The following is a 20491-nucleotide window of genomic DNA, read 5'->3' as shown; positions in this document are numbered from 1 at the left end:
ATATTTCATGCAGATCTATTGGTTCTTAAAGGCATCTACCATCACTTGAAACTCTTCATTTGATAATGTTATTCCTTTTCCCATCTTGGTATGGTCCGGGCTCCAACTACGAATATCAAACTTTGCTGGGGCTCCATTAAAGCTGACACGATTGATTTCTTTGGTCCATCCTTTTTCATTTTCTGATAGAGTTAGTAAATGCTCTTCGATTTCAAAAGTAAATTCTGCCATTGTTTTCTCCTTTTTTTGTATTCTACTGATTATTCGTAAAATCTTGTAGATTTTCTATAATTTTTATATAATAATGATAGATTAGAAAGGAGGCTCTTATGAAACTTTTATTCAAACAAGCGCTAGAAAAAGTCCAAAGCTTCCTTTATGGACAAGATGAGCCTACTCCAATCCAAAATACTTCATTAGCAACAACTATTCAACAAGCCATTCAGAAAAAAACAGCTGTTCATATTATTTTTTCTGAGACTAGCTTTACTGGTGATATTATCAAGTACGATACGGATCGCCAACAACTAATTGTTAAAAATTTTGCTAAAAATATTACTCGGATTATCCGAATATCGGATATTCGGAGAGTTAGTTTTGTCCCTTCAACCGTTCAAACTGCTCAAAAAAACAGATTTAAGAAAGAGTGAGATGCTTCTATCATCTCACTCTTTTTATCTTAGCGAATTTGTTCAAAATGTAAGTGAACTGCAATGTGGTCACCATAACCACTTCTCTCCAAGTCACGTTGCAAACGGTAAGAGATATAGTGTTCAGCAATAGTGATGTAGCCTGCACCTAACAAACGATGCTCAACCATTGACTGGATCATACTGATAGTTGCACGTTCCACTTTGGCTTCTTCAAGATCCAACACAACTTTCTTAGTGACTTGGGCTAGATTTTGGCGCAAATCATCTGTCAAGACATAGACTGTCTGCGCGGCTTTTAAAATAGCCTGATAGATCTTATCTGGGTTAAAGTCTGCGACTTGTCCATCACGTTTAATTACTTGCATAGGTTTCTCCTTTTAATCGTTTTTTTCTTTAATTTCAGCCAACATTTTTTCTTCTTCTGCTGTCAATTCATAATGTTCCAGCAAGTCAGGTCTACGTTGGTAGGTTTTCTTAAGACTTTCATAGAGTCGCCATTGTCGAATCTTCTCATGGTGACCACTCATAAGCACCTCTGGAACCACCATACCACGATAATCATATGGACGTGTATACTGAGGATACTCTAGTAAACCTGAAGAAAAGCTATCATCTTGGTGACTAGATTCTTTACCAATCACCTCTGGTATCAAGCGAACTGTAGCATCAATCATGGTCATTGCTGCCAGCTCTCCTCCAGTCAGAACATAATCTCCAAGAGATATTTCATCTGTAACTAAAGTCTTAATACGCTCATCATAGCCCTCATAGTGCCCACAGATAAAGATGAGTTCCTCTTCTTGAGCCAAATCTTCAGCATAGGCTTGGTTAAACTGTTTTCCAGCCGGATCTAAAAGAATCACGCGCGGCTTCTTTTTTTCAATGGCATCAAAGGCATCAAAGATCGGTTGTGCTCGAAGTAGCATACCTTGGCCACCACCATAGGGTTCGTCATCCACATGACGGGCTTTTTCTGCGTAATCTCTAAAATTATGGTATTGGATATCTAAAAGTCCCTTTTCACGAGCTTTCCCAACAATCGAATGCTCTAGCGGTGAAAACATTTCAGGAAAGAGGGTTAAAATATCAATCTTCATCGTCCAACCCTTCTAAGAGTTCTACATCGACACGGTTATTAGGAATATCAACATTGAGAATAACTGGCGGAATATAAGGTAAGAGAAGGTCTCGTTTACCTTTTCTCTTAACCACCCAAACATCATTAGCTCCTGGTTGAAGGATTTCCTTAATGGTGCCGATTAGCTGATCGTTTTCATATACCTCTAATCCAATAATCTCATGGTAGTAAAACTCACCATCATCGAGGTCATTGAGTTTTTCCTCTGCAACCTTCAGACTGTAACCCTTGTATTTTTCAATATCATTGATATGGTACATATCCTTGAACTTGATGATATCAAAGTTTTTTTGCTTTCGGTGACTAGCTATAACCACTGTTCGAACAAACTGATCGTTTTCATCAAATAAGGCTAACTCTGCACCTTTTTTAAAGCGTTCTTCAGAAAAATCTGTCACCGATAAGACCCGCATTTCACCTTGCAAACCTTGCGTATTAACAATCTTTCCAACGTTAAAGTAGTTCATCTGATCTCCTGTATCTAATTCTCCCTTTATTTTATCATGTTACAAGGATTTTCACAAGCTGAAGCAGAGTGGCATTGAAGCCACCTATTTACTTCTGATTAGATTCATCCCTAATATCCCTCCAATTATGAGACTAGCTCCGATTAAGTGATAAGTATAAATTGGCTCATGTAAAAAAACTGATCCTGCTATAATCGTAAGTACTGTCCCTAGATTTCCGAAAACACTAACTGTTGACGCACCAAGTCTAACTATCGCATAAATAGATAAACTTGCTGTTACAATAGAGGCTAAAATCCCTAAGTATAAAATAGAAAAAAGATAGCTAAGATGTCCCAGTGGTTCAAAATAAGCCATCAGATTACCACTTAGGAAATGTGTTACAAGATTAAGACTATTAAAGACCAAAAAACCAACCAAAATAACTACAACTGTTAAGTCAATGGCGCGGTATTGTCCACCTTTATATTTACTGAGGATATTGTTAATAGCATTCGAGAAAACTGATCCAAGCATCAAGATAAAACCTAAGATACCTGTTTCTACTCCAAAATTCGCTCCCTTATTTAGAAAGATATAGACAACACCTGCCACTGATAGAAAAAGGAAAAACTTTTGAATCAAAGTCGTCTTTTCTTTTAAAAATAGGGACGCTAAAATCAACGTAATAATGGGTACAAGAGCTTGCAAAATTCCAGCTTCAGAGGATGAGATATACTGGAGGGCAAAAGATTGAAACATAAAAAAGAGGAGGGGGTAAAAGAAACTCATTGGTAGGATTGATAAAATATCCTCTTTTGTGAGCTTTACCTGTATCACCTTTGTTTGTTGAAGAATGAATAGGACCAGTGCCGCTACAGTATAACGATGGGCTAAGTTGGTTAAAGGACTAGCAAATCCTAAGGCAACCTTGGTAAATAGAAAAGAAAACCCAATAATAGTTGAAAAAGCTAAGGCTGCCAAATAGGCTTTTGTTTTTTCGTTCATTGATTATAACTCCCTTTGAATCTAGATGCTTTCAAGTAATAATGTATCAGATTGAAAACTGGTACTTAATGATGACTGCTTTCGTTAGTCTCATCAAGATACTGTTCTAGATTTCGTTCATGATTGTATTTAATAGATGCTTTCTTGTCTTTCTCAAAAATTGTCTTCGTTAAATCAATATTATTTATAGCTGCAATCGCAATTGTATAGTGAATAATATCAGCTAGTTCGATTGCTAATTCAATATTTGAGTCTTGAACCCCTGTTTTTCGCCCAGAACGTCCATTCAAAACTTCAGCTACTTCTCCGACCTCTTCAACTAATTTTATAAAAAGACCTTCCTCTGTTCGTGATTTCTTGTAATGTTCTAACAAATAGGCCTCTAATTGTCTAATAGTTACATCTTTCATGCCATTCTCCTTGCAAAAAAAGCGAGACCTAAGTCCCGCTCTTTTTATTTTTCATCAATAACGATTCTTACTTTTTTGTCTTCAGTTGGGACAGAGTAGACAATCGTTCTTATCGCTGAGATAGTGCGACCTTTACGTCCAATCACACGACCTACATCACTCTGGTCAAGATTCAAATGGTATTCCATAAACTCTGGAGTGTCTTGAATTTTGATAGTTAAGGCATCTGGTTGTGAAATCAAAGGTTTCACAATTGCAATAATGAGATTTTCAATCGTATCCATCTGTCAACCTACTTTAAACTTATTTAGAGAATTTAGAATCGTGGAATTTTTTCAATACGCCTTCTTTTGAAAGGATGTTACGTACTGTATCTGAAGGTTGAGCTCCATCAGCCAACCATGCAAGAACGCGGTCTTCTTTCAAAGTTACTTGGTTTTCAGCAACAAGTGGGTTGTATGTTCCAACAGTTTCGATGAAACGTCCATCACGTGGTGAACGTGAATCTGCTACGTTAATACGGTAGAAAGGTTTTTTCTTAGAACCCATACGAGTCAAACGGATTTTTACTGCCATTTTTAATATCTCTTTTCTTTTATTTTTTAGTTCGGTGAAATAGCTAAGCTATTTAGCACATGTTCTATTATAGCAGATTTCTAACAGGTGTCAAGAAAAAAACTTGACAGAACTTAAAATTTTTTATTTTTTAGAAATATGTAGACTAATTGGGAGAAGTTAGAAAGAGAAAATTAACTTCTACACCTACAAAGCTTATTCTGACAGAATTTATAACAGACTAAGAAAAAAAGTAGAGATTCATACAGTATCTAGATTTCCAAAAATTCTTTATCATCAAATTTTATTAACAAAACTATCCAAACCAAATCCGATGCATTGCTTCAAATAATTCTTTAGTTGTTTGACTAGAGAGGTCTTTAATTAAAAAATTTTTTCAAATAATTACCACATTGACACATAAAATTCTTGCTTTCTAAATTTAAGTGTGATATATTTATAACATAACATTTAAATGTTATATATTTATAACACAAAAAAGGAGTCTATCATGAAAAAAAGTCAAAAAATGCGTGGCCTCATTGCAATGATTGCCGTAGCTCTCTTTATTGATTTTATTGTTTTATTTGGTTCTAATCTTAGTTGGGGACCCAAGTTAGTTATTACTGGTATTTCAGTGCAATGTCAAATTGTAGCTATTTGGAGCTGGCTACATATGAAACTATGGTCTCATAAAAGTCAGAAAGGTAAGGGAAAGATTAATTTTGACTTGTCTGCTAAGCTTTACACGATACTTTTGTTTGCAGCAAGTATTTTTTATACATTAGGAATTTGGGTTGCGACCCCAAGCGAAAGTTCTGGTATTAAAGAATGGATTTTGGGAATTGGCCTCGTTATTGAAGTGATTTTATTTGCTTTTTTCTGTTTGAAAAATGTCAAGGAAACTCCGGACGAACGCTTTTATGCTAATTTAGCCAAGGCAGCTAGCTTGATGTTTGTTTTTATACTAGGCGCACTGATGATCCTAGCAGTTATCATTGGCTATATGGGATCTCTCACTCTTTACATGGGACAGATATTTTTTAGCATAGCTGCCTTGATTTGCATCTTTGCGGTTGTCTATCTTATCTTGGAACGGAGAGGATAAGTATGGTCAAAGAAAGCAATATTATTACTAATCTCAAATCTGTTCGTGAGTCCACAGGCATGACCCAGCAGGAGTTAGCCGACCTCATCGGCATGCGACGCGAGACAATTCTGCACTTGGAAAATAACCGTTACAATCCTTCACTGGAAATGGCTCTTAAAATTGCTCAAGTTTTTAATTTGAAAGTAGAAGACCTCTTTGAACTCAGACAGAAAGAGGAATCATAATTCTTTTCGAGACCTGGCATTAAGTTCATTGATTAATGTTGAAGATTTTCAAGATGATGATGAAATCCCAACTATTATCTAATCCAGTTCTGTAAACTACTAATATTTGAAATCCTTTGTCAATTAAGGTACAATAGTATAAATGATTCTTGAAAGGATTACTATGAAAAAAATAGCTACACTTCTCTTAGTTTCCACTTTTGTCCTTGCTGGATGTACTAGTCTCCAACGTACACTTCGTGGGGATGATTACGTTGATACAAAAATTGCAGAGGAAGAACGTTCAAAAGCTGCAAACAAAGAAGCTGCTGACTTAAAAGATGCCTTGACAAATGAAAATGCTAACTTCCCTCAACTTTCTAAGGAAGTTTCTGAAAACGAGGCCGAAGCTATCCTCCACACAAGCCTAGGCGATATCCGCATCAAGCTTTTTCCAAAGTTAGCTCCACTTGCCGTTGAAAACTTCCTTACTCACGCTAAAGAAGGATATTACAATGGTGTTACCTTCCATCGTGTAATAGATGGATTTATGATTCAAGGCGGAGATCCAAAAGGAAATGGTACCGGTGGTGAATCTATCTGGCATGGCAAGGATAATACCAAGGATACTGGAACTGGTTTTAAAAATGAAATCTCTCCTTATCTATACAATATCCGTGGTTCCCTTTCAATGGCAAATACTGGACAGCCAAATACCAATGGTAGCCAATTTTTCATCAATCAAAGTACAACAGACTATTCTGCTAAACTTCCTACAAGTAGCTATCCTAAGAAAATTATCGAAGCCTACAAAGAAGGTGGAAATCCTAGTCTTGATGGCAAGCACCCTGTCTTTGGACAAGTCATAGAAGGTATGGACGTTGTAGATAAGATTGCTAAGGCTGAAAAAGATGAAAAAGATAAACCAACTACTGCTATCACTATCGACAGTATCGAAATTGTTAAAGACTACGATTTTAGTAAAAAATAACATCATTAATTTTAAGGAGATTATAAAATGATTCTATTTTGGGGGTCAAAAGGTTATCAAAAAGTGTTGGGAAATACACAAACTGCTATCGAGTGTGGCCATTGTAACAATGTTGGTACTTGGGAAATTACGGAATACGGACGTAAGTTTACTCTTTACTGGATTCCACTCTTTCCTTACGGAAAAACTTATTTCGTTTCTTGCCCGATTTGTCACTATGGAAAAGAAATTCAAAAGTCTGAGATTGAACAATATCTCAACTATTAATAAAAGATAGGTCATGTGCCTATCTTTTTCTTTAACTTGCATCGATTATGGAAGCGTTCTCTTACGTATGAATCTATGATATAATAGAGTTAATAATTGATGGAGGCTCTCTATGAAACCATATAAAATAAGCTTGATACGACTTTGCTTGGTCTTATTAGGATATTTAATCTATAATCTCGTTTATTTTGCCCTCTTCTATTCAGCAGGTTATGCATTTTTCATTCTATGGCCTGTATTCTTTTTAGCATTAGGCTTGATTCTTTTAGGTAATTTTTTTGCCTTTAGGGATCCTCTGAAATTAAAATCAACCTTTAAAGATAATCCCTTAGTTCGAAAGACTAGTAGTATACAAGTAATTTTAGCGACTATCGGAGTCTGCTTACAATTATCAAATGTAGTTTACCTACGTTGGTGGCCGATCAATTATATTGATAATTTTCCAACATTATTTTGTATTAGTCTTCTCTACTCTGCTATTTTCTTTATCGGGAATTTTCAAAAAACGAAGCTCGAACAAGACGACAAGTCTTCAAACAAATCAAGTCTTGTTTTTGGAGCTATAGTCGTTTTCTTATGCAACCTCTTGTTAATCACTAATAGCAAAGTTTCAGTATGGGGCTCTACGGATCAATATGTACAGGATTTTAAAGACTTTGGACTAAAAGGAAAAGTCGAAGTATATGAGAAAAAACATTTAATTGAACCATACAATGGAACACTTACAACTTTATTCTATAATGAAACTTTATCGAATGGAGAAAGTTTTATCGATTTTATTTATGTTTCTGATGTGCAAAATGGGACACATGTGACAGCATTAGATAAAAAGGACAAAGAAGAAATTCGTTCCTATCTTGAAAATGATAAGGAAAAAGATTTATTTGATAAAGTTACACTAGAGCAATTCGAATTTGTCTTAAAAGTCTATGAAGAAAGAATAAAGGATCTAAAATTAAAAGATGATATAGCGACTAAACTAAATGAGGCAGTTGGTTTCAAATTATTAGAGAATTATTCTGTCGAGATTACACCAGCTGACAGAAGAAAATTTTATAGTAATCTAATTAAAGAAGCTGTAAAAAACAGAGAAAATGGAGACACAGATATTGCAGGATTTTACAATATCGATATTAACAAACATATCAACAATAAATCTTTAATCGTTTCTATCAAACACTTAAATTTTAGTGAAATCGACGATAGTCAAAATCATAAAAATGATAATCGTGTAGAGTACTTAAAAGATAAATTAATATCACTTCCAGTCGGAACTCTATCAGATGGTATCTATAAATTCACTGTTAGCACTTTATCTGACGGCAAATATACCGACGTCACCATCACGATGGTTGTTGAAAATGGCAAGAGTTACTTTGAAAAAGATAGTCTTAAGCAACTAAATTAGTCAAAAAACCAAGTCAAATAGACTTGGTTTTTATGTTAATTCATTGAAATCCCAAATTTGGTCCATCCAGCCTTCATAGAAGTCTGGTTCGTGGCAAACCATAAGGATTGACCCTTTATATTCTTTCAGAGCACGTTTGAGTTCGTCCTTGGCATCCACATCCAAGTGGTTAGTAGGTTCGTCAAGAACAAGGACATTGTTCTCACGGTTCATCAAAAGACAGAAACGAACCTTGGCTTGTTCACCACCAGATAGAACTTGAATCTGACTTTCGATGTGCTTCGTTGTCAAACCACAGCGGGCAAGGGCTGCACGCACTTCTGCTTGATTGAGGGCTGGAAAGGCATTCCAAACCGCTTCTAGAGGCGTCTGGCGATTGCCACCTTCCACTTCTTGTTCAAAGTAGCCGAGTTCTAGATAATCCCCACGTTCAACTTCACCAGCGATTGGTGGGATAATTCCCAAAAGACTCTTCAAGAGGGTTGTTTTCCCAATACCGTTGGCACCAATGATGGCCACCTTTTGATTGCGTTCAAAGGTAAGATTCAAAGGTTTGGTAAGCGGACGGTCGTAACCAATCTGTAAATCCTTGGCTTGGAAGATAAAGCGTCCAGGTGTACGAGCTGGTTTAAAATCAAAGGACGGCTTTGGTTTCTCACTTTGGAGCTCGATAATGTCCATCTTATCCAATTTCTTCTGGCGAGACATGGCCATGTTTCGAGTAGCAACACGCGCCTTATTACGGGCTACGAAATCCTTGAGATCAGCAATTTCTTTCTGTTGACGCTCATAGGCTGCTTCTAGTTGCGATTTTTTCATAGCATAGACTTCTTGGAACTGGTAGTAATCGCCAGAGTAGCGTGTCAACTGTTGATTTTCAACGTGATATACGATATTGATCACATCATTGAGGAATGGAATATCGTGCGAAATAAGGACAAAGGCATTCTCATAGTTCTGCAGATAACGCTTGAGCCAGTCAATATGCTCAGCATCCAGATAGTTGGTTGGCTCGTCCAAAAGCAAGATATCTGGCTTTTCAAGAAGGAGTTTGGCTAAAAGGACCTTGGTACGTTGTCCACCTGACAAGGCGGTTACGTCCGTATCCATACCATAATCCATGACACCAAGAGCACGCGCGACTTCGTCAATCTTAGCATCCAAGGTATAAAAGTCACGGCTCTCTAAACGATCTTGGAGTTCTCCAACTTCTTCCATCAGAGCTTCAATATCTGCACCTTCTTCTGCCATTTCCATGTAAAGGTCATTGATACGAGCTTCGGCTTTGAATAATTCGTCAAAAGCAGTACGAAGGACATCACGCACGGTTTGACCTTCTTTGAGCACAGCGTGCTGGTCCAGGTAGCCTGCTGTCACATATTTTGACCATTCCACCTTACCTTCATCAGGTAACATTTTACCAGTTACAATGCTCATGAAGGTTGACTTTCCTTCACCGTTAGCACCAACTAGTCCGATGTGTTCACCCTTGAGGAGACGGAAGGACACGTCTTCAAAAATCGCACGGTCACCAAAACCGTGACTCAAATTTTTAACTTCTAAGATACTCATTTTAATTCCTTATCTAGTTTCTATTTAGTAGTTTATAGAGGACCCAAGCCAAGTAGCCACCTAAAGTATTGGTCCATAAATCATCAATCTCAAAGACCCGATTGAAATCAAAGAAAAAATCCAAAACTAATTGTGTACACTCGATTCCCAAGCTCAGTAAAAAACTGAGAAGAAGAACCTTTTTAGTTTTTCTTAGATAGGGCGTGAGATAGAGTAGTTGGAAAATCAGAGGGAAGAGCAAGAGGACATTTAAAGCATTTTGCAAAAAGATCCAAAATAGCTGTGTGATACTTGTTACTTCTCCCAGTTTCCAAAGGGAGTTAAAAGGCGTCAAAAGAAAAACCAGGCGTCCAATAGTTTGAATACCTGGAGTTTCCACTCCTATCGGAAGTTTTGGCTGAGGAGTAAAACAAAAACAGATAATACAGATACTGTATAGCACGACTCCCAAGCTAAGTATTTTTTTTCGTTTCATCTTATGGATTTACTTCTGCTACTGCTTTTTGGCGATCACGCTTCATGGTATTTGAACGCAATTGTCCACAAGCTGCATCGATGTCAGTACCGTGTTCTTGACGAACAACACAGTTGATTCCTTTTTTCTTAAGTGTATCATAGAAGGCCATGACACGCTCTTTTGGGCTTCGACTATACTGGTCGTGCTCACTAACTGGGTTGTAAGGAATCAAGTTGACATATGACAATTTCTTGATATTTTTGAGCAACTCTGCCAACTCAAGCGCCTGTTCTACTCCATCATTAACTTCATTGAGCATGATATACTCAAAAGTAACACGACGGTTGGTTGTTTCGATGTAGTATTCGATAGCTGCAAAGAGTTTTTCAATTGGGAAGGCACGGTTAATCTTCATGATGCTTGAACGAAGTTCATTGTTTGGCGCATGAAGTGAGACAGCAAGGTTGACCTGAACACCTTCATTGGCAAAATCGCGAATCTTGTGAGCCAAGCCTGAAGTGGATACTGTGATATGACGCGCACCGATAGCCATTCCCTTGTCATCATTGATGGTACGAATGAAGTTTAAAACGTTATTGTAGTTATCAAATGGTTCTCCAATACCCATAACAACGATATGACTGACACGCTCATCTTGACCACGTTCGTCAAAATATTTTTGAACAAGCATAATTTGAGCCACAATTTCCCCGTTATTGAGGTCACGTTGCTTCTTAATCAAACCTGATGCACAGAAGGTACAACCGATATTACATCCTACCTGAGTCGTTACACAGACTGATAAACCGTAGTGCTGACGCATCAGGACAGTCTCAATCAACATACCATCTGGCAACTCAAAGAGGTACTTGACTGTTCCATCAGCTGACTCTTGAACGATGCGTTGCTTCAAGGGATTAACTACAAACTGGTCATTAAGCTTAGCAATTAAATCCTTTGATAGGTTAGTCATTTCTTCAAATGTCTGAACACGTTTACGGTAGAGCCACTCCCAAATCTGATCAGCTCGGAATTTCTTTTCTCCTTGCTCTAAGACCCATTCTTGCATTCCTTGACGAGTTAAACTATAAATCGACGATTTCATCTCTTCTCCTTATTCTTTGGTCATTTCTGACGAATAACAAAATGACGGTCTTCCTTAACCTCTGTTTGAGGTTTTTGCTCTTTTCGACGACGTCTATTTCTCTTGTCTGTATGATTTTTTTTCTTGTTTTGGGAAGGTTTCTTACCTCTTCGAGAGTCTTTTTCTTCCTCTTTTTTGCGAATCTTCTGGTCGAAAGATGCTCGTTTCGGCGCCTGATTTTCTAAAACGAAATAGGCACAACCATAACTACAGTATTCCAGTAGATAATCCTGTAAACGACTGATTTTTTCTAAAGATTCTTCAGCTCGTTCATTTTTATAAAATCCACGCAAGCGTAACTGTTCATTACTCCAGTCACCAACTATATAATCATACTTGTTTAAAACTTCGGAGAAACGTTGAGTAAAAGCCGTTGCATCAAAAGCATCCTTGCTATTTTCAACCAAGATAAAAGAAAAACCTTCAGCTTCAACCTTAGTATCATTCATATGAAATTCCGGACCAGGGAATTTATTGTAATTGTATAATTCAGGTGCAATTTCTTTACGCATAATCTTCCTTTTTCAACGATTTCTTAATACTCTATTTTACCATATTTTCGAGATATTTTCACATTTGATAGAAAAAGAAAAAAATCTGACTATTTCAATATTCAATTCTAAAAGAGACAACTGTACTAAAAAGAAAAAAACTGGGAAAACCCAGTTTTTAAATCTTATAGGTAAAGGAATTTGAAGAGCGCTACTGCTGCAATAGCCGCTGCAATCGGTGCAACTACTGGTACCCAAGCATACCACCATTTTGAATCACCCTTGTGTTGACCAAGGATTGATTTTGGAAGGAAGGCGTGAAGAAGACGTGGTCCAAAGTCACGAGCTGGGTTCAAACCTGGTCCTGAAGGTCCACCAAGTGAAGTAACCAAGGCCATTACCAAGAAACCAAGTGCCATGTGACCTACCGCAACACCTGCTGTTGTATGTGGTGCTGTTTGAGCTTTAATGGCCAAATCAGAGAAGTCAACAGTTTGACCTGCTTGAGTTGCCATTTGCTTCATGTATTGAAGAACTTCAGCTCCGAAGAAGTTCTTTGTCAATCCAAGAGCTGCAAAGAAAAGAACGAATGAACCAACAAACTCATTGATAAAACCGTTAACTGTTGCTGCAAAGCGTGATTCTTTTGTACCGTGGTCCAAACTTGAAATAGTTGAGAAAGATCCCAAGATGTTATTTGGGTTTTCTGTCTTCAAGTAGTAGGGACGGTGTGTTGCAACAACTAATGCTTGTCCGAAGATTGCTCCCAAAACTTGCATAATGATGTAAGGTGCAACTTGAGCCCATGGGAATAGACCGCTAACTGCAAGACCTAGGGTGAAGGCTGGGTTGATGTGGTTTCCAGAAACGTTACCAAACATCAAGGCAGGAATCATAACCCCCATACCATAACCAACTGCGATAACGAGCCAGCCACTTTGGTGACCTTTCGTACCTTTAAGTTCAACGTTAGCAACAGCACCATTTCCCAAAACGATTAAGATAGCTGTTCCCAAAAATTCTGTGGCATATTTAATTGCCCATGTGAAATCCATTGATAGATTCTCCTTATTATTTTTTAGACAATCCCTATTCTATCAATTTTTATTTTTTTTATCAACAGATATTCTAAAGATTCACTTAGAAAACGCTTTTATTTAGGGCTTTTTAAAAAGAGAGTGGGACAGAAATCGGTAATTCGTTAGAATTCGATTTCGTCGTCCCACCTCCGCACAGTTGAGTAGGACTGTAAAAGCTGATGAAATCAGCGAAGTAGAGCCCACTCAACCACTGCGTCTTGCTCGACAATCCAAATAAAATTGAGAGACTAGGACTTTTGTCCCAGCCTCTTCATATCCTATTATTGACGTTGCCCAAAGTCCTGAATCATCTGCTCCATTTCCTCACGACTTGGTGTCGTTAGCATATAGAGATAATCTCCTTGCAATTCAGCAAAGGCTGCTGGCATGACCTTCTTGACCTTAAACTGCTGACCGTATTTAGCAAGTAAGTCTTCTTCTGAATAAACATAGTTGGCATTGGCGCGACGAGATGTTGCCAAGCAATACTGGGTTTCAAATGGAGACTCTGGGAATGCTTCACCTGCAACGATAGCTGCATAGCCCTTGTACAAATCTAAAGAATGCGCATAGTTATAGACATCAATAGTGAAACCACCCGCTGGACGGTTATTGTACTCAATGGCAATATAATCATCACCCTCACGGAAGAACTCGATATGGAAGAAACGTTCTTTCATACCAAATTCTTTGACAATTGCCTCACCATATTTACGCAATTTTGGATCCATCTCTTTAAGAACGTAATAAGAATTATCCATCTTGTAGATCATGAGATCGAGGGGTGTGTGGGCGTAGTCAAAGGTCGTAGAAAAGACAATATTTCCATCTCTATCTACCAAACCATCGAAGGTACAGATCTCACTAGAGGTGACAAATTTTTCAAAGAAATAGATGGTTGAGTGGTCCCATTCAGCCTTAAAGTGATTGACATCATCTTCCGTTTCAAGTTTAAAGGTTGCTGCTGCACCTACTCCATTGTCAGGTTTGGCAATCATTGGAAGGCCGATTTCTTTCACAGCTTTGTCAACATCTGCTTCTGTTTCAATGACAGCTCCTGGCACAACAGGAACTCCTGCTCTTTTGAAGAGTTTTTTCATTTCAGACTTAAACTTGGTTTTTTTGAGGTCTTCTGGTTTAGCACCAAAAACATTGAACTGTTCACGAAGGGCCGCATCCAACTCTAGCCAGTATTCATTGTGTGATTCGATGCGATCGATTGGACCATGCTTATAGAAAAGAAAGGCTACTGCACGTTTAACTTCATCAAGATTTTCGAGATTATCAACTCGGAAGTACTCCGTTAAGCTATTGCGCAATGGTTCATCTAGTTGTTCGTAGGGTTCTTGCCCAATCCCTAGAACTGTAATTCCTTTATTGGCTAGTTCAATACTAAATTGTTGGAAATTTTGTGGGTAATAGGGTGAAATTACAAGATAATTCATAAGCAACTCCTTTTATAGACTCATATGACCGAGGAAATATGGCATTTGTTTGCGCCACCAATCCCAATCATGGGCAACATCGTGTCCCCACTCTGCAAACCAGGCAGGAATTTGTTTTTGGTCAAAGGCCTCTTTGAGTTTGTAGAAAGAAGGTAGGCCATCGTGTTCCCATGCACCAAGACCTGTACAGACCACAATTTCAGCTTGACGATAACGGTCGATAAACCAGCCATCATTTTGATTCCAGATATAATCTACTGGTGAATTTTGATAGATGGCATCGTCATTGTAGTAATCTCCAACGAAGAAACGTGCATCATAAACACCGCTAAGAGCAATTACTTTCGTGAAAACATCCGGGTGTTGTAGGAAGAAGTTGAGGGCATGGTAAGCGCCCATGGAGCAACCTGTCGCCATCATACCGTCGAACCAACCTGTCTTATGCTTGATAAAAGGAATAGCCTCTTCAATGACATATCGTTCATAGGCGCGGTGCATTTCAGCTTGGTCGTGACCATTTTTCCAAGTTGCAAGCCAGCTCTCGCTGTCGACACTTGAAAGTGTAAAGAACTGAACACGGCCCTCCTCGATAAAGGACGCACAAGCATCAATCATGCCAAAATCATAGTATTCATTGTGGCTACCACCTGAGGATGCAAAGACAACAACTGGGATACCTGCGTGTCCGTATCGGTTGACATACATTTCACGATTTAGATTTCCACTCCAATGACTAAGATGTTCGATATTCATATAACGTCTCCTTTATAGTGATTACCAATTTTCTGCAAAAAAACGTAGGCAAGCTGGTAGATTTTCTGACCATGGCACTTCATGGTGAATGGCTCCAGCCTGAACCTTGAGAGAGAGATTTTCCAACTCAACTCCTCCTGCTATTAAATCATGATAATAGCGAAGAGAAGAGTCAATATAGGCCTGCTTGATATTGCCAGCCATGAGGGTCTTATCTGTATCATCTGCCTCTTCCGTTCCAACATAGATAAAAACTCGCTGATCAGGTAATAGTTTTTTACGCTCGATATAGCGATCAAAAGCCTCTTGGTGAAGCCAGTTAGCTGATGAGAAAACTCCCAAACATCCAATCTGATCTTGATACTCCAAGCCAATAAACTGGGTAATATTTCCACCCAGAGAAGATCCTATCATGGCAGTGTGTTTACGGTCTGATTTTGTCCGATAGTTTTCATCGATAAAGGGTTTAACCACTTCCATGACAAATTCTGCATACTCGACTCCCTTCCCACCAAACTGCTGACCGGGAATATTAGACTCTTGGAATTTCCAAGCGGCATACTCGTTCATACGTCCTAGGCCATCATTGTCAATAGCTACCACAATCATACGGCTGATATCCGGATTACGCTTGATAGCCGGGATAATCTTCCAGGAATGACCAACATAGGATTCTTTACTATAAAAGACATTTTGTCCATCATGGAAATAGACAACTGGATAAGTTCGATCTGTGTCTTTCTCATAGTTTTTCGGGAGGAGAACACGTACACGGCGTTCCTTGCCTGTGTATGGAACCTTCAGCTTATGCTCTCGCATTTTCAAATAAAAATAGGATTGATTCATTGTCAGAAAACTCTCTATATTCAAAATTTTATCTTATTATAGCACAAAAATAGAAAAAAGTCGGTTTTCGTCCAAATTTAAGACAATAAACTAACTTTTTTTACTTATTTTATCTTTTCCTCTGGTTTTTCTGATTAAAGGAGATCATCGATTAACTCATCGACTGCATCCTTCTCAGCCTGAGGTGTAATTTCAGTAATCATAATTCCCGCTACTGCTCTCTCAACCAAGCCTTCGACATCCATACGTGCTTCATATTGCTCCGCATTCTTAATCTTCGGATTTGTTTTGGGACGATCTGGCGCAAAAATGGTACAGCAGTCCTCAAATGGCTGGATAGAGATTTCAAAGGTATCAATTTCTTGTGCAATGTCAATGATTTCCAACTTGTCCATGGTCACGACTGGACGGATAATTGGTGTATTGGTCACGGCATTGATAGCCTGCATACTTTCTAGGGTTTGGCTTGCCACCTGACCAAGACTTTCACCATTAATAATGACCAAACCTTTTCTCACTTCACGGATACGGTCTGTAATGCGCATCATAAAGCGACGAGTCAGGGTCATCAGATAAGCTTCTGGAGCCTTAGCCTTGATTTCTTCTTGAATCTCAGTAAAAGGTACTTCGATAAACTGGATATTTCCTCCGAACTTAGTCAATTTACGGGTTAAATCTTGGGCTTTCTTGAGGGCACCTGGACTTGTGTATGGAGGGCTAGCAAAGTGAACAGCCTCGATATCTACACCACGTTTCAGTGCAAGATACCCTGCTACAGGCGAGTCAATCCCTCCTGATAACATGAGCATGCCTTTACCAGAAGTTCCAACTGGCAGACCACCCGCACCACGAATAGTTTCATAAGAAAGGTAAGCTGCTTCCTCACGAATCTCCACTTGCAGATTGATATCAGGATTTTTCATTTGGACTTGAACGTTTGGAATAGCTTCAAAAACTGCTCCACCAAGCGTTTGATTGAGTTCACGACTATCCAGTTCAAAGTTGTGATCACTACGTTTGCTAGAGATCTTAAAGGTCATGCCTTCCTTGTAGATATCTTTCATAATATCTTGGACAGCAGACTTCAGAAGCTCGACAGATTTTTCAACCTTATATACTGGAGAAAAGTTTTGAATTCCAAAAACTTGCTTGAGGGATTCAGCTACTGCTGCATAATCGGCTCCATTGAGATAAACATGGGCACGGTCGCGATCAGCAGTTACCTTGACTTGAGGATAGATGGACAAGACATCTGAAATGTTATTACGTAGTTTATTGATGAAACGCATCCGGTTTTTACCTTTGGTTGAAAGTTCCCCGTAGCGAATCATAATTTCTGAATATTGCATGAATACTCCTATCTTACTTTTCTAGTTTGATTGTAAATTAATTTTAGTTTGGTCAAGAACTGCTCCACTTGACTCATGTCATTTTCTAGGTCTAGGCTGAGGCGTACTGCTGACTGGGCCTTATCTTTTTCAATCCCCATAGCAATCAAGGTTCCAGCAGGTTTTCCAGCCTTGGACGAACAAGCTGATGTTGTGGAAATGAAAATATCATAGTCTTCAAAGGCATGAACAATGACTTCACCGCGAACACCCTTAATCCCAAAGGTCAAAATATGAGGCGCAAAGTCTTCCTCACCTGAAAAGACAAAAATATCTGGATATTCAAGAAGAGCTTGACGAATGATCTCTTTCATCTGACTTGTTTTGCTAGCAAACAAGTCCAGTCGCTCCATAGCCAAACGTAGAGCCTTGGCAGTCGCTGCAATACCAGCTACATTCTCAGTCGTTGAACGATAGTTACGCTCTTGACCACCACCAGTTAAAAGCGGTGTAATCTTCTTACCAGACTTGATATAGACAAAGCCAACACCACGAACGCCGTGGAATTTATGACTAGAGAAGGTCGCAAAATCCACTCGGCCTGTCAAATACTTTTCTGTCGGAATCTTAGCCAAGGCCTGAACAGCATCAACGTGGAAAGAGACAGTTGGCTTATCCGCTAATAGTTCTGAGATAGCTTGAATAGGCTGGATAGAGCCGATTTCATTGTTGACTGCCATGACGGAAACCAAGGTCGTATCAGGACGAAGTAGATTTGCCAAAGCGGCTACATCTGCAAATCCCTTTTCATCTACAGGTGCAAAATCCACTTCAAACCCTTGAGTTTTGAGCCAGAGAGCTGACTCCTTGACTGCTGGGTGCTCAATGTCTGACACGATGATGTGTCTACCAAATTGCGCTTTTTCAAATGCAACTCCTTTGATAACCCAGTTATCCCCTTCAGTACCACCAGAGGTAAAGAAGACTTCTTCACTATTTTTGCCAATCAAATCTGCAATCTGCTGTCGAGAAGCTTCTAAAATTCTGGTAGACTGGTCACCCAATCGATGGAGACTGGAAGGATTTCCTATAATTTTTGAAGCAACTTGCATATAGGTCTCTAATGCTTCTGGGTAAGGCTTTGTCGTAGCCGAATTATCAAAGTAAATCATGGTTTCTCACGCTTTCTAAAATCACTTCTTCTATTGTAACATGAAAGGAAGGCTGGAACAAGAAAGAAAAAGCCCTAAATTCTGATAGAACTTAGAGCAAGTTTTAACAGTCGTAAAACTCATGTAGCAAATCAAAAAGTTCTTGCTGCTGGGCAAGTAGCATTTGACCAATACTCGTTGATTTAATCAGAGTTCGTTGCGCAACATTTTCAATGACTCTCTTCAAAGATGTTTGAGCAAAAGGATCTTCAACAACCTTTTGTGAGCCTTCAAAAGGCTGATGGGTTACCAATTGAAAACCGTAAGAATTGTTTAGTAAGGAATAGCCTGCTGTACCTGTCTTCTTTTGATAAGCTTTACAAAGCCCACCGTCAATGACGAAGAGCAAACCACCCCCACGAATAGGAGATTCTCCCTTCACAGTCTTAACTGGAGTATGGCCGTTGACCATTCTAGAATCTTTAGAGGAAAGTCCAAATTCTTCCAAAATCAACTGGCAGACTTTCTCTGAAGTCCGATAAGAAAAATATGAATTTTCCACTTCTTTGTGAGTATCCTTATCTTCAATAAAATAGCGCTCTAGAGTTGTCATCTTATCTTTACCAAATAGAGGTGAGACTGCCCCTCGCCAACAATACCAGATTAAATCTGTTGAAAAATCATCTCCGATTTCCTTATTCTTTGCTGCTTGACGAATATGGTATTCAAAGAAATCCAACAATTCTCTTCCAGCATAACGAGACTGGTTAATAATTAGAGGTTTCAATTCTCCAGACGGTTCAAGTGGTATACAACCATGAAAGAGTAAATGCTGGTTATAAATTTTATACATGGATCCTTTTTTCATTAACAGTTCTATATGCTCAGCCAGTTTAAGTGACCCTTGAAAGGAGGCTAGGAGACTGTCAACTGCTTGAGACTCTTCTAAGCTTAATTCTGCTGGATTGGCCGGATCAATCGTTTGAAAACAGGTATTTGTCAACTCATGGTTTTTTCCATCAATTGTCACAAACTCTTTCGAATAATCAATATTATCCAGTTTAACCTGATCCTCCATTTGAAATTCTGGCCTTCTTTTTATCAGTTGAGTTTCCAGTTTAAACTGGATAATGGAAAGAGCCTGGTGAACTTTTTCCAACTGTAAAATTTCTTCGCTAGTGAAATCATCTTCTCTATTTCCTAGGATAGGCCTAAACTGAGGGTTGGCCTTATAGGTCCTATCAGAAAATAACGTTAAGGGCCGAAGATTTAAGCCGTAAGCTTTCTCAATATCCCATAAATATCCATAGCGGGCAGCAATACGTAGTGCATTTAACATACAGGCTTTTGAACCGAAAAAGCCCCCCATCCAGATAATGTCGTGATTCCCCCACTGAATATCCAAAGAATGAAATTGTAAAAGTTCATCCATAACTTGCGGACTACCAGCTCCTCTGTCATAAATATCACCAACCACATGCAAATGGTCAATCAATAAGCGACGGATACTGCTAGAAATACCAAGAATAAAGGGAATAGCTTCTCCTAACTCGATAACATAGGAGAGGATGTTATCAAAATATGACTTTTTATCTGCTAAAGCTATATCACTGTATACTAATTCTTCGATGATATAAGCATACTGGGGTGGTAATGCCTTCCTAAGCTTTGACCGAGTGTACTTGGCGGCCGCAAACGTTAGTAGAGTCAATAACTGAGGAATCGTTTCCTTGTACCAATCTCTGATTTTATCGTCTTGCTTCAAAACAAGTTCAGGATATGAAACAAGGGCTGACAATCTGTTTTTATCATCTTGCGACAAGGAATCTCCAAAGCAATCCTTTATTTTTTCATTAAGGATACCAGCACAGCTTCTTAAAATATAGTCAAAGGCCGCAAATTCACCATGAATATCACTGATATATAGCTCTGTCCCCTTTGGAAGGTTTAAAATTGCTTCAAGGTTGGTCAGTTCTGTGATCACCTTTTGTCGAGAATCAAATTCTTTCAGTAAAATACGCTTGTATTGCTCCAT

General features: G+C 38.6%; 25 protein-coding genes. 6 read left to right on the top strand and 19 right to left on the bottom strand.

What is annotated here, in order from left to right:
- Positions 1-15: 15 nt before the first annotated feature.
- Positions 16-231, bottom strand: a complete 216-nt coding sequence (locus tag PAN07_RS03405) for a YdbC family protein (protein WP_006145796.1) — start codon at positions 229-231, stop codon at positions 16-18.
- 98 nt (positions 232-329) lie between these two features.
- Here PAN07_RS03405 and PAN07_RS03400 point away from each other — a divergent pair, with 98 nt between their 5' ends.
- A complete protein-coding gene (locus tag PAN07_RS03400; protein ID WP_269797063.1) occupies positions 330-650 on the top strand; it encodes a hypothetical protein in 321 nt (106 codons plus the stop codon).
- Between the two features lie 29 nt (positions 651-679).
- On the opposite strand, the gene PAN07_RS03395 is transcribed toward PAN07_RS03400, so the two are convergent.
- The 7 genes from PAN07_RS03395 to rpsP form a co-directional block, all read right to left on the bottom strand.
- Positions 680-1018, bottom strand: coding sequence for an ATP cone domain-containing protein (locus tag PAN07_RS03395; protein ID WP_075567824.1), 339 nt, complete (start codon positions 1016-1018; stop codon positions 680-682).
- 12 nt (positions 1019-1030) lie between these two features.
- Entirely contained in the window at positions 1031-1750 is a 720-nt protein-coding gene (gene trmD, locus PAN07_RS03390) for a tRNA (guanosine(37)-N1)-methyltransferase TrmD (protein WP_269797062.1), read from the bottom strand.
- Positions 1740-2258: a ribosome maturation factor RimM gene (gene rimM, locus PAN07_RS03385; RefSeq protein ID WP_269797061.1), complete on the bottom strand. Its 519-nt coding sequence runs from the start codon at positions 2256-2258 to the stop codon at positions 1740-1742. The genes trmD and rimM overlap by 11 nt, the downstream gene beginning before the upstream one ends.
- Positions 2259-2342: 84 nt before the next feature.
- Entirely contained in the window at positions 2343-3245 is a 903-nt protein-coding gene (locus PAN07_RS03380) for a DMT family transporter (RefSeq protein ID WP_269797060.1), read from the bottom strand.
- A 65-nt stretch (positions 3246-3310) separates the two neighbouring features.
- Positions 3311-3655 (bottom strand): MazG nucleotide pyrophosphohydrolase domain-containing protein, encoded by a 345-nt coding sequence (locus PAN07_RS03375; RefSeq protein WP_269797059.1) that lies wholly within the window; start codon positions 3653-3655, stop codon positions 3311-3313.
- A gap of 44 nt (positions 3656-3699) precedes the next feature.
- On the bottom strand, positions 3700-3939 hold the full coding sequence (gene kphA / locus PAN07_RS03370) for an RNA-binding protein KphA (protein WP_075567830.1): 240 nt from the start codon (positions 3937-3939) through the stop codon (positions 3700-3702).
- A gap of 19 nt (positions 3940-3958) precedes the next feature.
- Complete coding sequence (gene rpsP, locus PAN07_RS03365; RefSeq protein ID WP_000268760.1) at positions 3959-4231, bottom strand: 30S ribosomal protein S16; 273 nt, start codon at positions 4229-4231, stop codon at positions 3959-3961.
- A 490-nt stretch (positions 4232-4721) separates the two neighbouring features.
- On the opposite strand from rpsP, the gene PAN07_RS03360 reads away from it, so the two are divergent.
- The 5 genes from PAN07_RS03360 (at position 4722) to PAN07_RS03340 (ending at position 8190) form a co-directional block, all read left to right on the top strand.
- Positions 4722-5318 carry a DUF3796 domain-containing protein gene (locus tag PAN07_RS03360; protein WP_269797058.1) on the top strand — a complete coding sequence of 199 codons (597 nt, stop codon included), beginning with the start codon at positions 4722-4724 and terminating at the stop codon, positions 5316-5318.
- Positions 5319-5320: 2 nt separating this feature from the next.
- Positions 5321-5545 (top strand): helix-turn-helix transcriptional regulator, encoded by a 225-nt coding sequence (locus PAN07_RS03355; protein WP_269797057.1) that lies wholly within the window; start codon positions 5321-5323, stop codon positions 5543-5545.
- 163 nt (positions 5546-5708) lie between these two features.
- Positions 5709-6515, top strand: coding sequence for a peptidylprolyl isomerase (locus PAN07_RS03350; protein ID WP_269797056.1), 807 nt, complete (start codon positions 5709-5711; stop codon positions 6513-6515).
- A gap of 27 nt (positions 6516-6542) precedes the next feature.
- Entirely contained in the window at positions 6543-6782 is a 240-nt protein-coding gene (locus PAN07_RS03345; protein ID WP_142556861.1) for a zinc-ribbon domain-containing protein, read from the top strand.
- A gap of 112 nt (positions 6783-6894) precedes the next feature.
- Positions 6895-8190, top strand: a complete 1296-nt coding sequence (locus PAN07_RS03340) for a hypothetical protein (protein ID WP_269797055.1) — start codon at positions 6895-6897, stop codon at positions 8188-8190.
- A 30-nt stretch (positions 8191-8220) separates the two neighbouring features.
- Here PAN07_RS03340 and PAN07_RS03335 read toward each other — a convergent pair whose 3' ends face one another.
- From PAN07_RS03335 to PAN07_RS03285, 11 genes are all read right to left on the bottom strand, one after another.
- Entirely contained in the window at positions 8221-9762 is a 1542-nt protein-coding gene (locus PAN07_RS03335; RefSeq protein WP_269797054.1) for an ABC-F family ATP-binding cassette domain-containing protein, read from the bottom strand.
- 13 nt (positions 9763-9775) lie between these two features.
- The gene (locus PAN07_RS03330) at positions 9776-10237 is read right to left on the bottom strand and encodes a VanZ family protein (protein ID WP_269797053.1); all 462 of its coding nucleotides are present in this window, start codon (positions 10235-10237) and stop codon (positions 9776-9778) included.
- A 1-nt stretch (position 10238) separates the two neighbouring features.
- Positions 10239-11324 (bottom strand): 23S rRNA (adenine(2503)-C(2))-methyltransferase RlmN, encoded by a 1086-nt coding sequence (gene rlmN / locus PAN07_RS03325; protein ID WP_269797052.1) that lies wholly within the window; start codon positions 11322-11324, stop codon positions 10239-10241.
- 20 nt (positions 11325-11344) lie between these two features.
- Positions 11345-11875, bottom strand: coding sequence for a YutD family protein (locus tag PAN07_RS03320; protein ID WP_269797051.1), 531 nt, complete (start codon positions 11873-11875; stop codon positions 11345-11347).
- Between the two features lie 164 nt (positions 11876-12039).
- Positions 12040-12909: an aquaglyceroporin Gla gene (gla, locus tag PAN07_RS03315; RefSeq protein WP_269797050.1), complete on the bottom strand. Its 870-nt coding sequence runs from the start codon at positions 12907-12909 to the stop codon at positions 12040-12042.
- 305 nt (positions 12910-13214) lie between these two features.
- Complete coding sequence (locus PAN07_RS03310) at positions 13215-14378, bottom strand: ATP-grasp domain-containing protein (protein WP_269797049.1); 1164 nt, start codon at positions 14376-14378, stop codon at positions 13215-13217.
- Between the two features lie 12 nt (positions 14379-14390).
- The gene (locus tag PAN07_RS03305) at positions 14391-15131 is read right to left on the bottom strand and encodes an alpha/beta hydrolase-fold protein (RefSeq protein WP_269797048.1); all 741 of its coding nucleotides are present in this window, start codon (positions 15129-15131) and stop codon (positions 14391-14393) included.
- Positions 15132-15152: 21 nt separating this feature from the next.
- Positions 15153-15977, bottom strand: coding sequence for an alpha/beta hydrolase (locus PAN07_RS03300; protein ID WP_269797047.1), 825 nt, complete (start codon positions 15975-15977; stop codon positions 15153-15155).
- A gap of 134 nt (positions 15978-16111) precedes the next feature.
- Positions 16112-17326: a tRNA uracil 4-sulfurtransferase ThiI gene (gene thiI, locus PAN07_RS03295; protein ID WP_269797046.1), complete on the bottom strand. Its 1215-nt coding sequence runs from the start codon at positions 17324-17326 to the stop codon at positions 16112-16114.
- Between the two features lie 8 nt (positions 17327-17334).
- Complete coding sequence (locus PAN07_RS03290) at positions 17335-18477, bottom strand: cysteine desulfurase family protein (protein WP_269797045.1); 1143 nt, start codon at positions 18475-18477, stop codon at positions 17335-17337.
- 103 nt (positions 18478-18580) lie between these two features.
- On the bottom strand, positions 18581-20491 hold the full coding sequence (locus PAN07_RS03285) for a fructose-1,6-bisphosphatase (RefSeq protein ID WP_269797044.1): 1911 nt from the start codon (positions 20489-20491) through the stop codon (positions 18581-18583).

The organism is Streptococcus sp. SM5 (genome assembly GCF_027497975.1).
The sequence above is the reverse complement of the archived record's forward strand: the minus strand, read 5'-3'. Positions and strand labels throughout refer to the sequence as shown.

Excerpts from the sequence above, each read along its gene's own strand:
- PAN07_RS03300 (WP_269797047.1), bottom strand. The coding sequence starts at position 15,977 with ATGAATCAATCCTATTTTTATTTGAAAATGCGAGAGCATAAGCTGAAG.
- PAN07_RS03380 (WP_269797060.1), bottom strand. The coding sequence starts at position 3,245 with ATGAACGAAAAAACAAAAGCCTATTTGGCAGCCTTAGCTTTTTCAACT.
- PAN07_RS03285 (WP_269797044.1), bottom strand. The coding sequence starts at position 20,491 with ATGGAGCAATACAAGCGTATTTTACTGAAAGAATTTGATTCTCGACAA.
- PAN07_RS03375 (WP_269797059.1), bottom strand. The coding sequence starts at position 3,655 with ATGAAAGATGTAACTATTAGACAATTAGAGGCCTATTTGTTAGAACAT.
- trmD (WP_269797062.1), bottom strand. The coding sequence starts at position 1,750 with ATGAAGATTGATATTTTAACCCTCTTTCCTGAAATGTTTTCACCGCTA.
- PAN07_RS03305 (WP_269797048.1), bottom strand. The coding sequence starts at position 15,131 with ATGAATATCGAACATCTTAGTCATTGGAGTGGAAATCTAAATCGTGAA.
- PAN07_RS03400 (WP_269797063.1), top strand. The coding sequence starts at position 330 with ATGAAACTTTTATTCAAACAAGCGCTAGAAAAAGTCCAAAGCTTCCTT.
- PAN07_RS03350 (WP_269797056.1), top strand. The coding sequence starts at position 5,709 with ATGAAAAAAATAGCTACACTTCTCTTAGTTTCCACTTTTGTCCTTGCT.
- rlmN (WP_269797052.1), bottom strand. The coding sequence starts at position 11,324 with ATGAAATCGTCGATTTATAGTTTAACTCGTCAAGGAATGCAAGAATGG.
- PAN07_RS03340 (WP_269797055.1), top strand. The coding sequence starts at position 6,895 with ATGAAACCATATAAAATAAGCTTGATACGACTTTGCTTGGTCTTATTA.
- gla (WP_269797050.1), bottom strand. The coding sequence starts at position 12,909 with ATGGATTTCACATGGGCAATTAAATATGCCACAGAATTTTTGGGAACA.
- PAN07_RS03330 (WP_269797053.1), bottom strand. The coding sequence starts at position 10,237 with ATGAAACGAAAAAAAATACTTAGCTTGGGAGTCGTGCTATACAGTATC.
- PAN07_RS03405 (WP_006145796.1), bottom strand. The coding sequence starts at position 231 with ATGGCAGAATTTACTTTTGAAATCGAAGAGCATTTACTAACTCTATCA.
- PAN07_RS03360 (WP_269797058.1), top strand. The coding sequence starts at position 4,722 with ATGAAAAAAAGTCAAAAAATGCGTGGCCTCATTGCAATGATTGCCGTA.
- PAN07_RS03335 (WP_269797054.1), bottom strand. The coding sequence starts at position 9,762 with ATGAGTATCTTAGAAGTTAAAAATTTGAGTCACGGTTTTGGTGACCGT.
- PAN07_RS03310 (WP_269797049.1), bottom strand. The coding sequence starts at position 14,378 with ATGAATTATCTTGTAATTTCACCCTATTACCCACAAAATTTCCAACAA.
- PAN07_RS03345 (WP_142556861.1), top strand. The coding sequence starts at position 6,543 with ATGATTCTATTTTGGGGGTCAAAAGGTTATCAAAAAGTGTTGGGAAAT.
- rpsP (WP_000268760.1), bottom strand. The coding sequence starts at position 4,231 with ATGGCAGTAAAAATCCGTTTGACTCGTATGGGTTCTAAGAAAAAACCT.
- PAN07_RS03395 (WP_075567824.1), bottom strand. The coding sequence starts at position 1,018 with ATGCAAGTAATTAAACGTGATGGACAAGTCGCAGACTTTAACCCAGAT.
- rimM (WP_269797061.1), bottom strand. The coding sequence starts at position 2,258 with ATGAACTACTTTAACGTTGGAAAGATTGTTAATACGCAAGGTTTGCAA.
- kphA (WP_075567830.1), bottom strand. The coding sequence starts at position 3,939 with ATGGATACGATTGAAAATCTCATTATTGCAATTGTGAAACCTTTGATT.
- thiI (WP_269797046.1), bottom strand. The coding sequence starts at position 17,326 with ATGCAATATTCAGAAATTATGATTCGCTACGGGGAACTTTCAACCAAA.
- PAN07_RS03355 (WP_269797057.1), top strand. The coding sequence starts at position 5,321 with ATGGTCAAAGAAAGCAATATTATTACTAATCTCAAATCTGTTCGTGAG.
- PAN07_RS03290 (WP_269797045.1), bottom strand. The coding sequence starts at position 18,477 with ATGATTTACTTTGATAATTCGGCTACGACAAAGCCTTACCCAGAAGCA.
- PAN07_RS03320 (WP_269797051.1), bottom strand. The coding sequence starts at position 11,875 with ATGCGTAAAGAAATTGCACCTGAATTATACAATTACAATAAATTCCCT.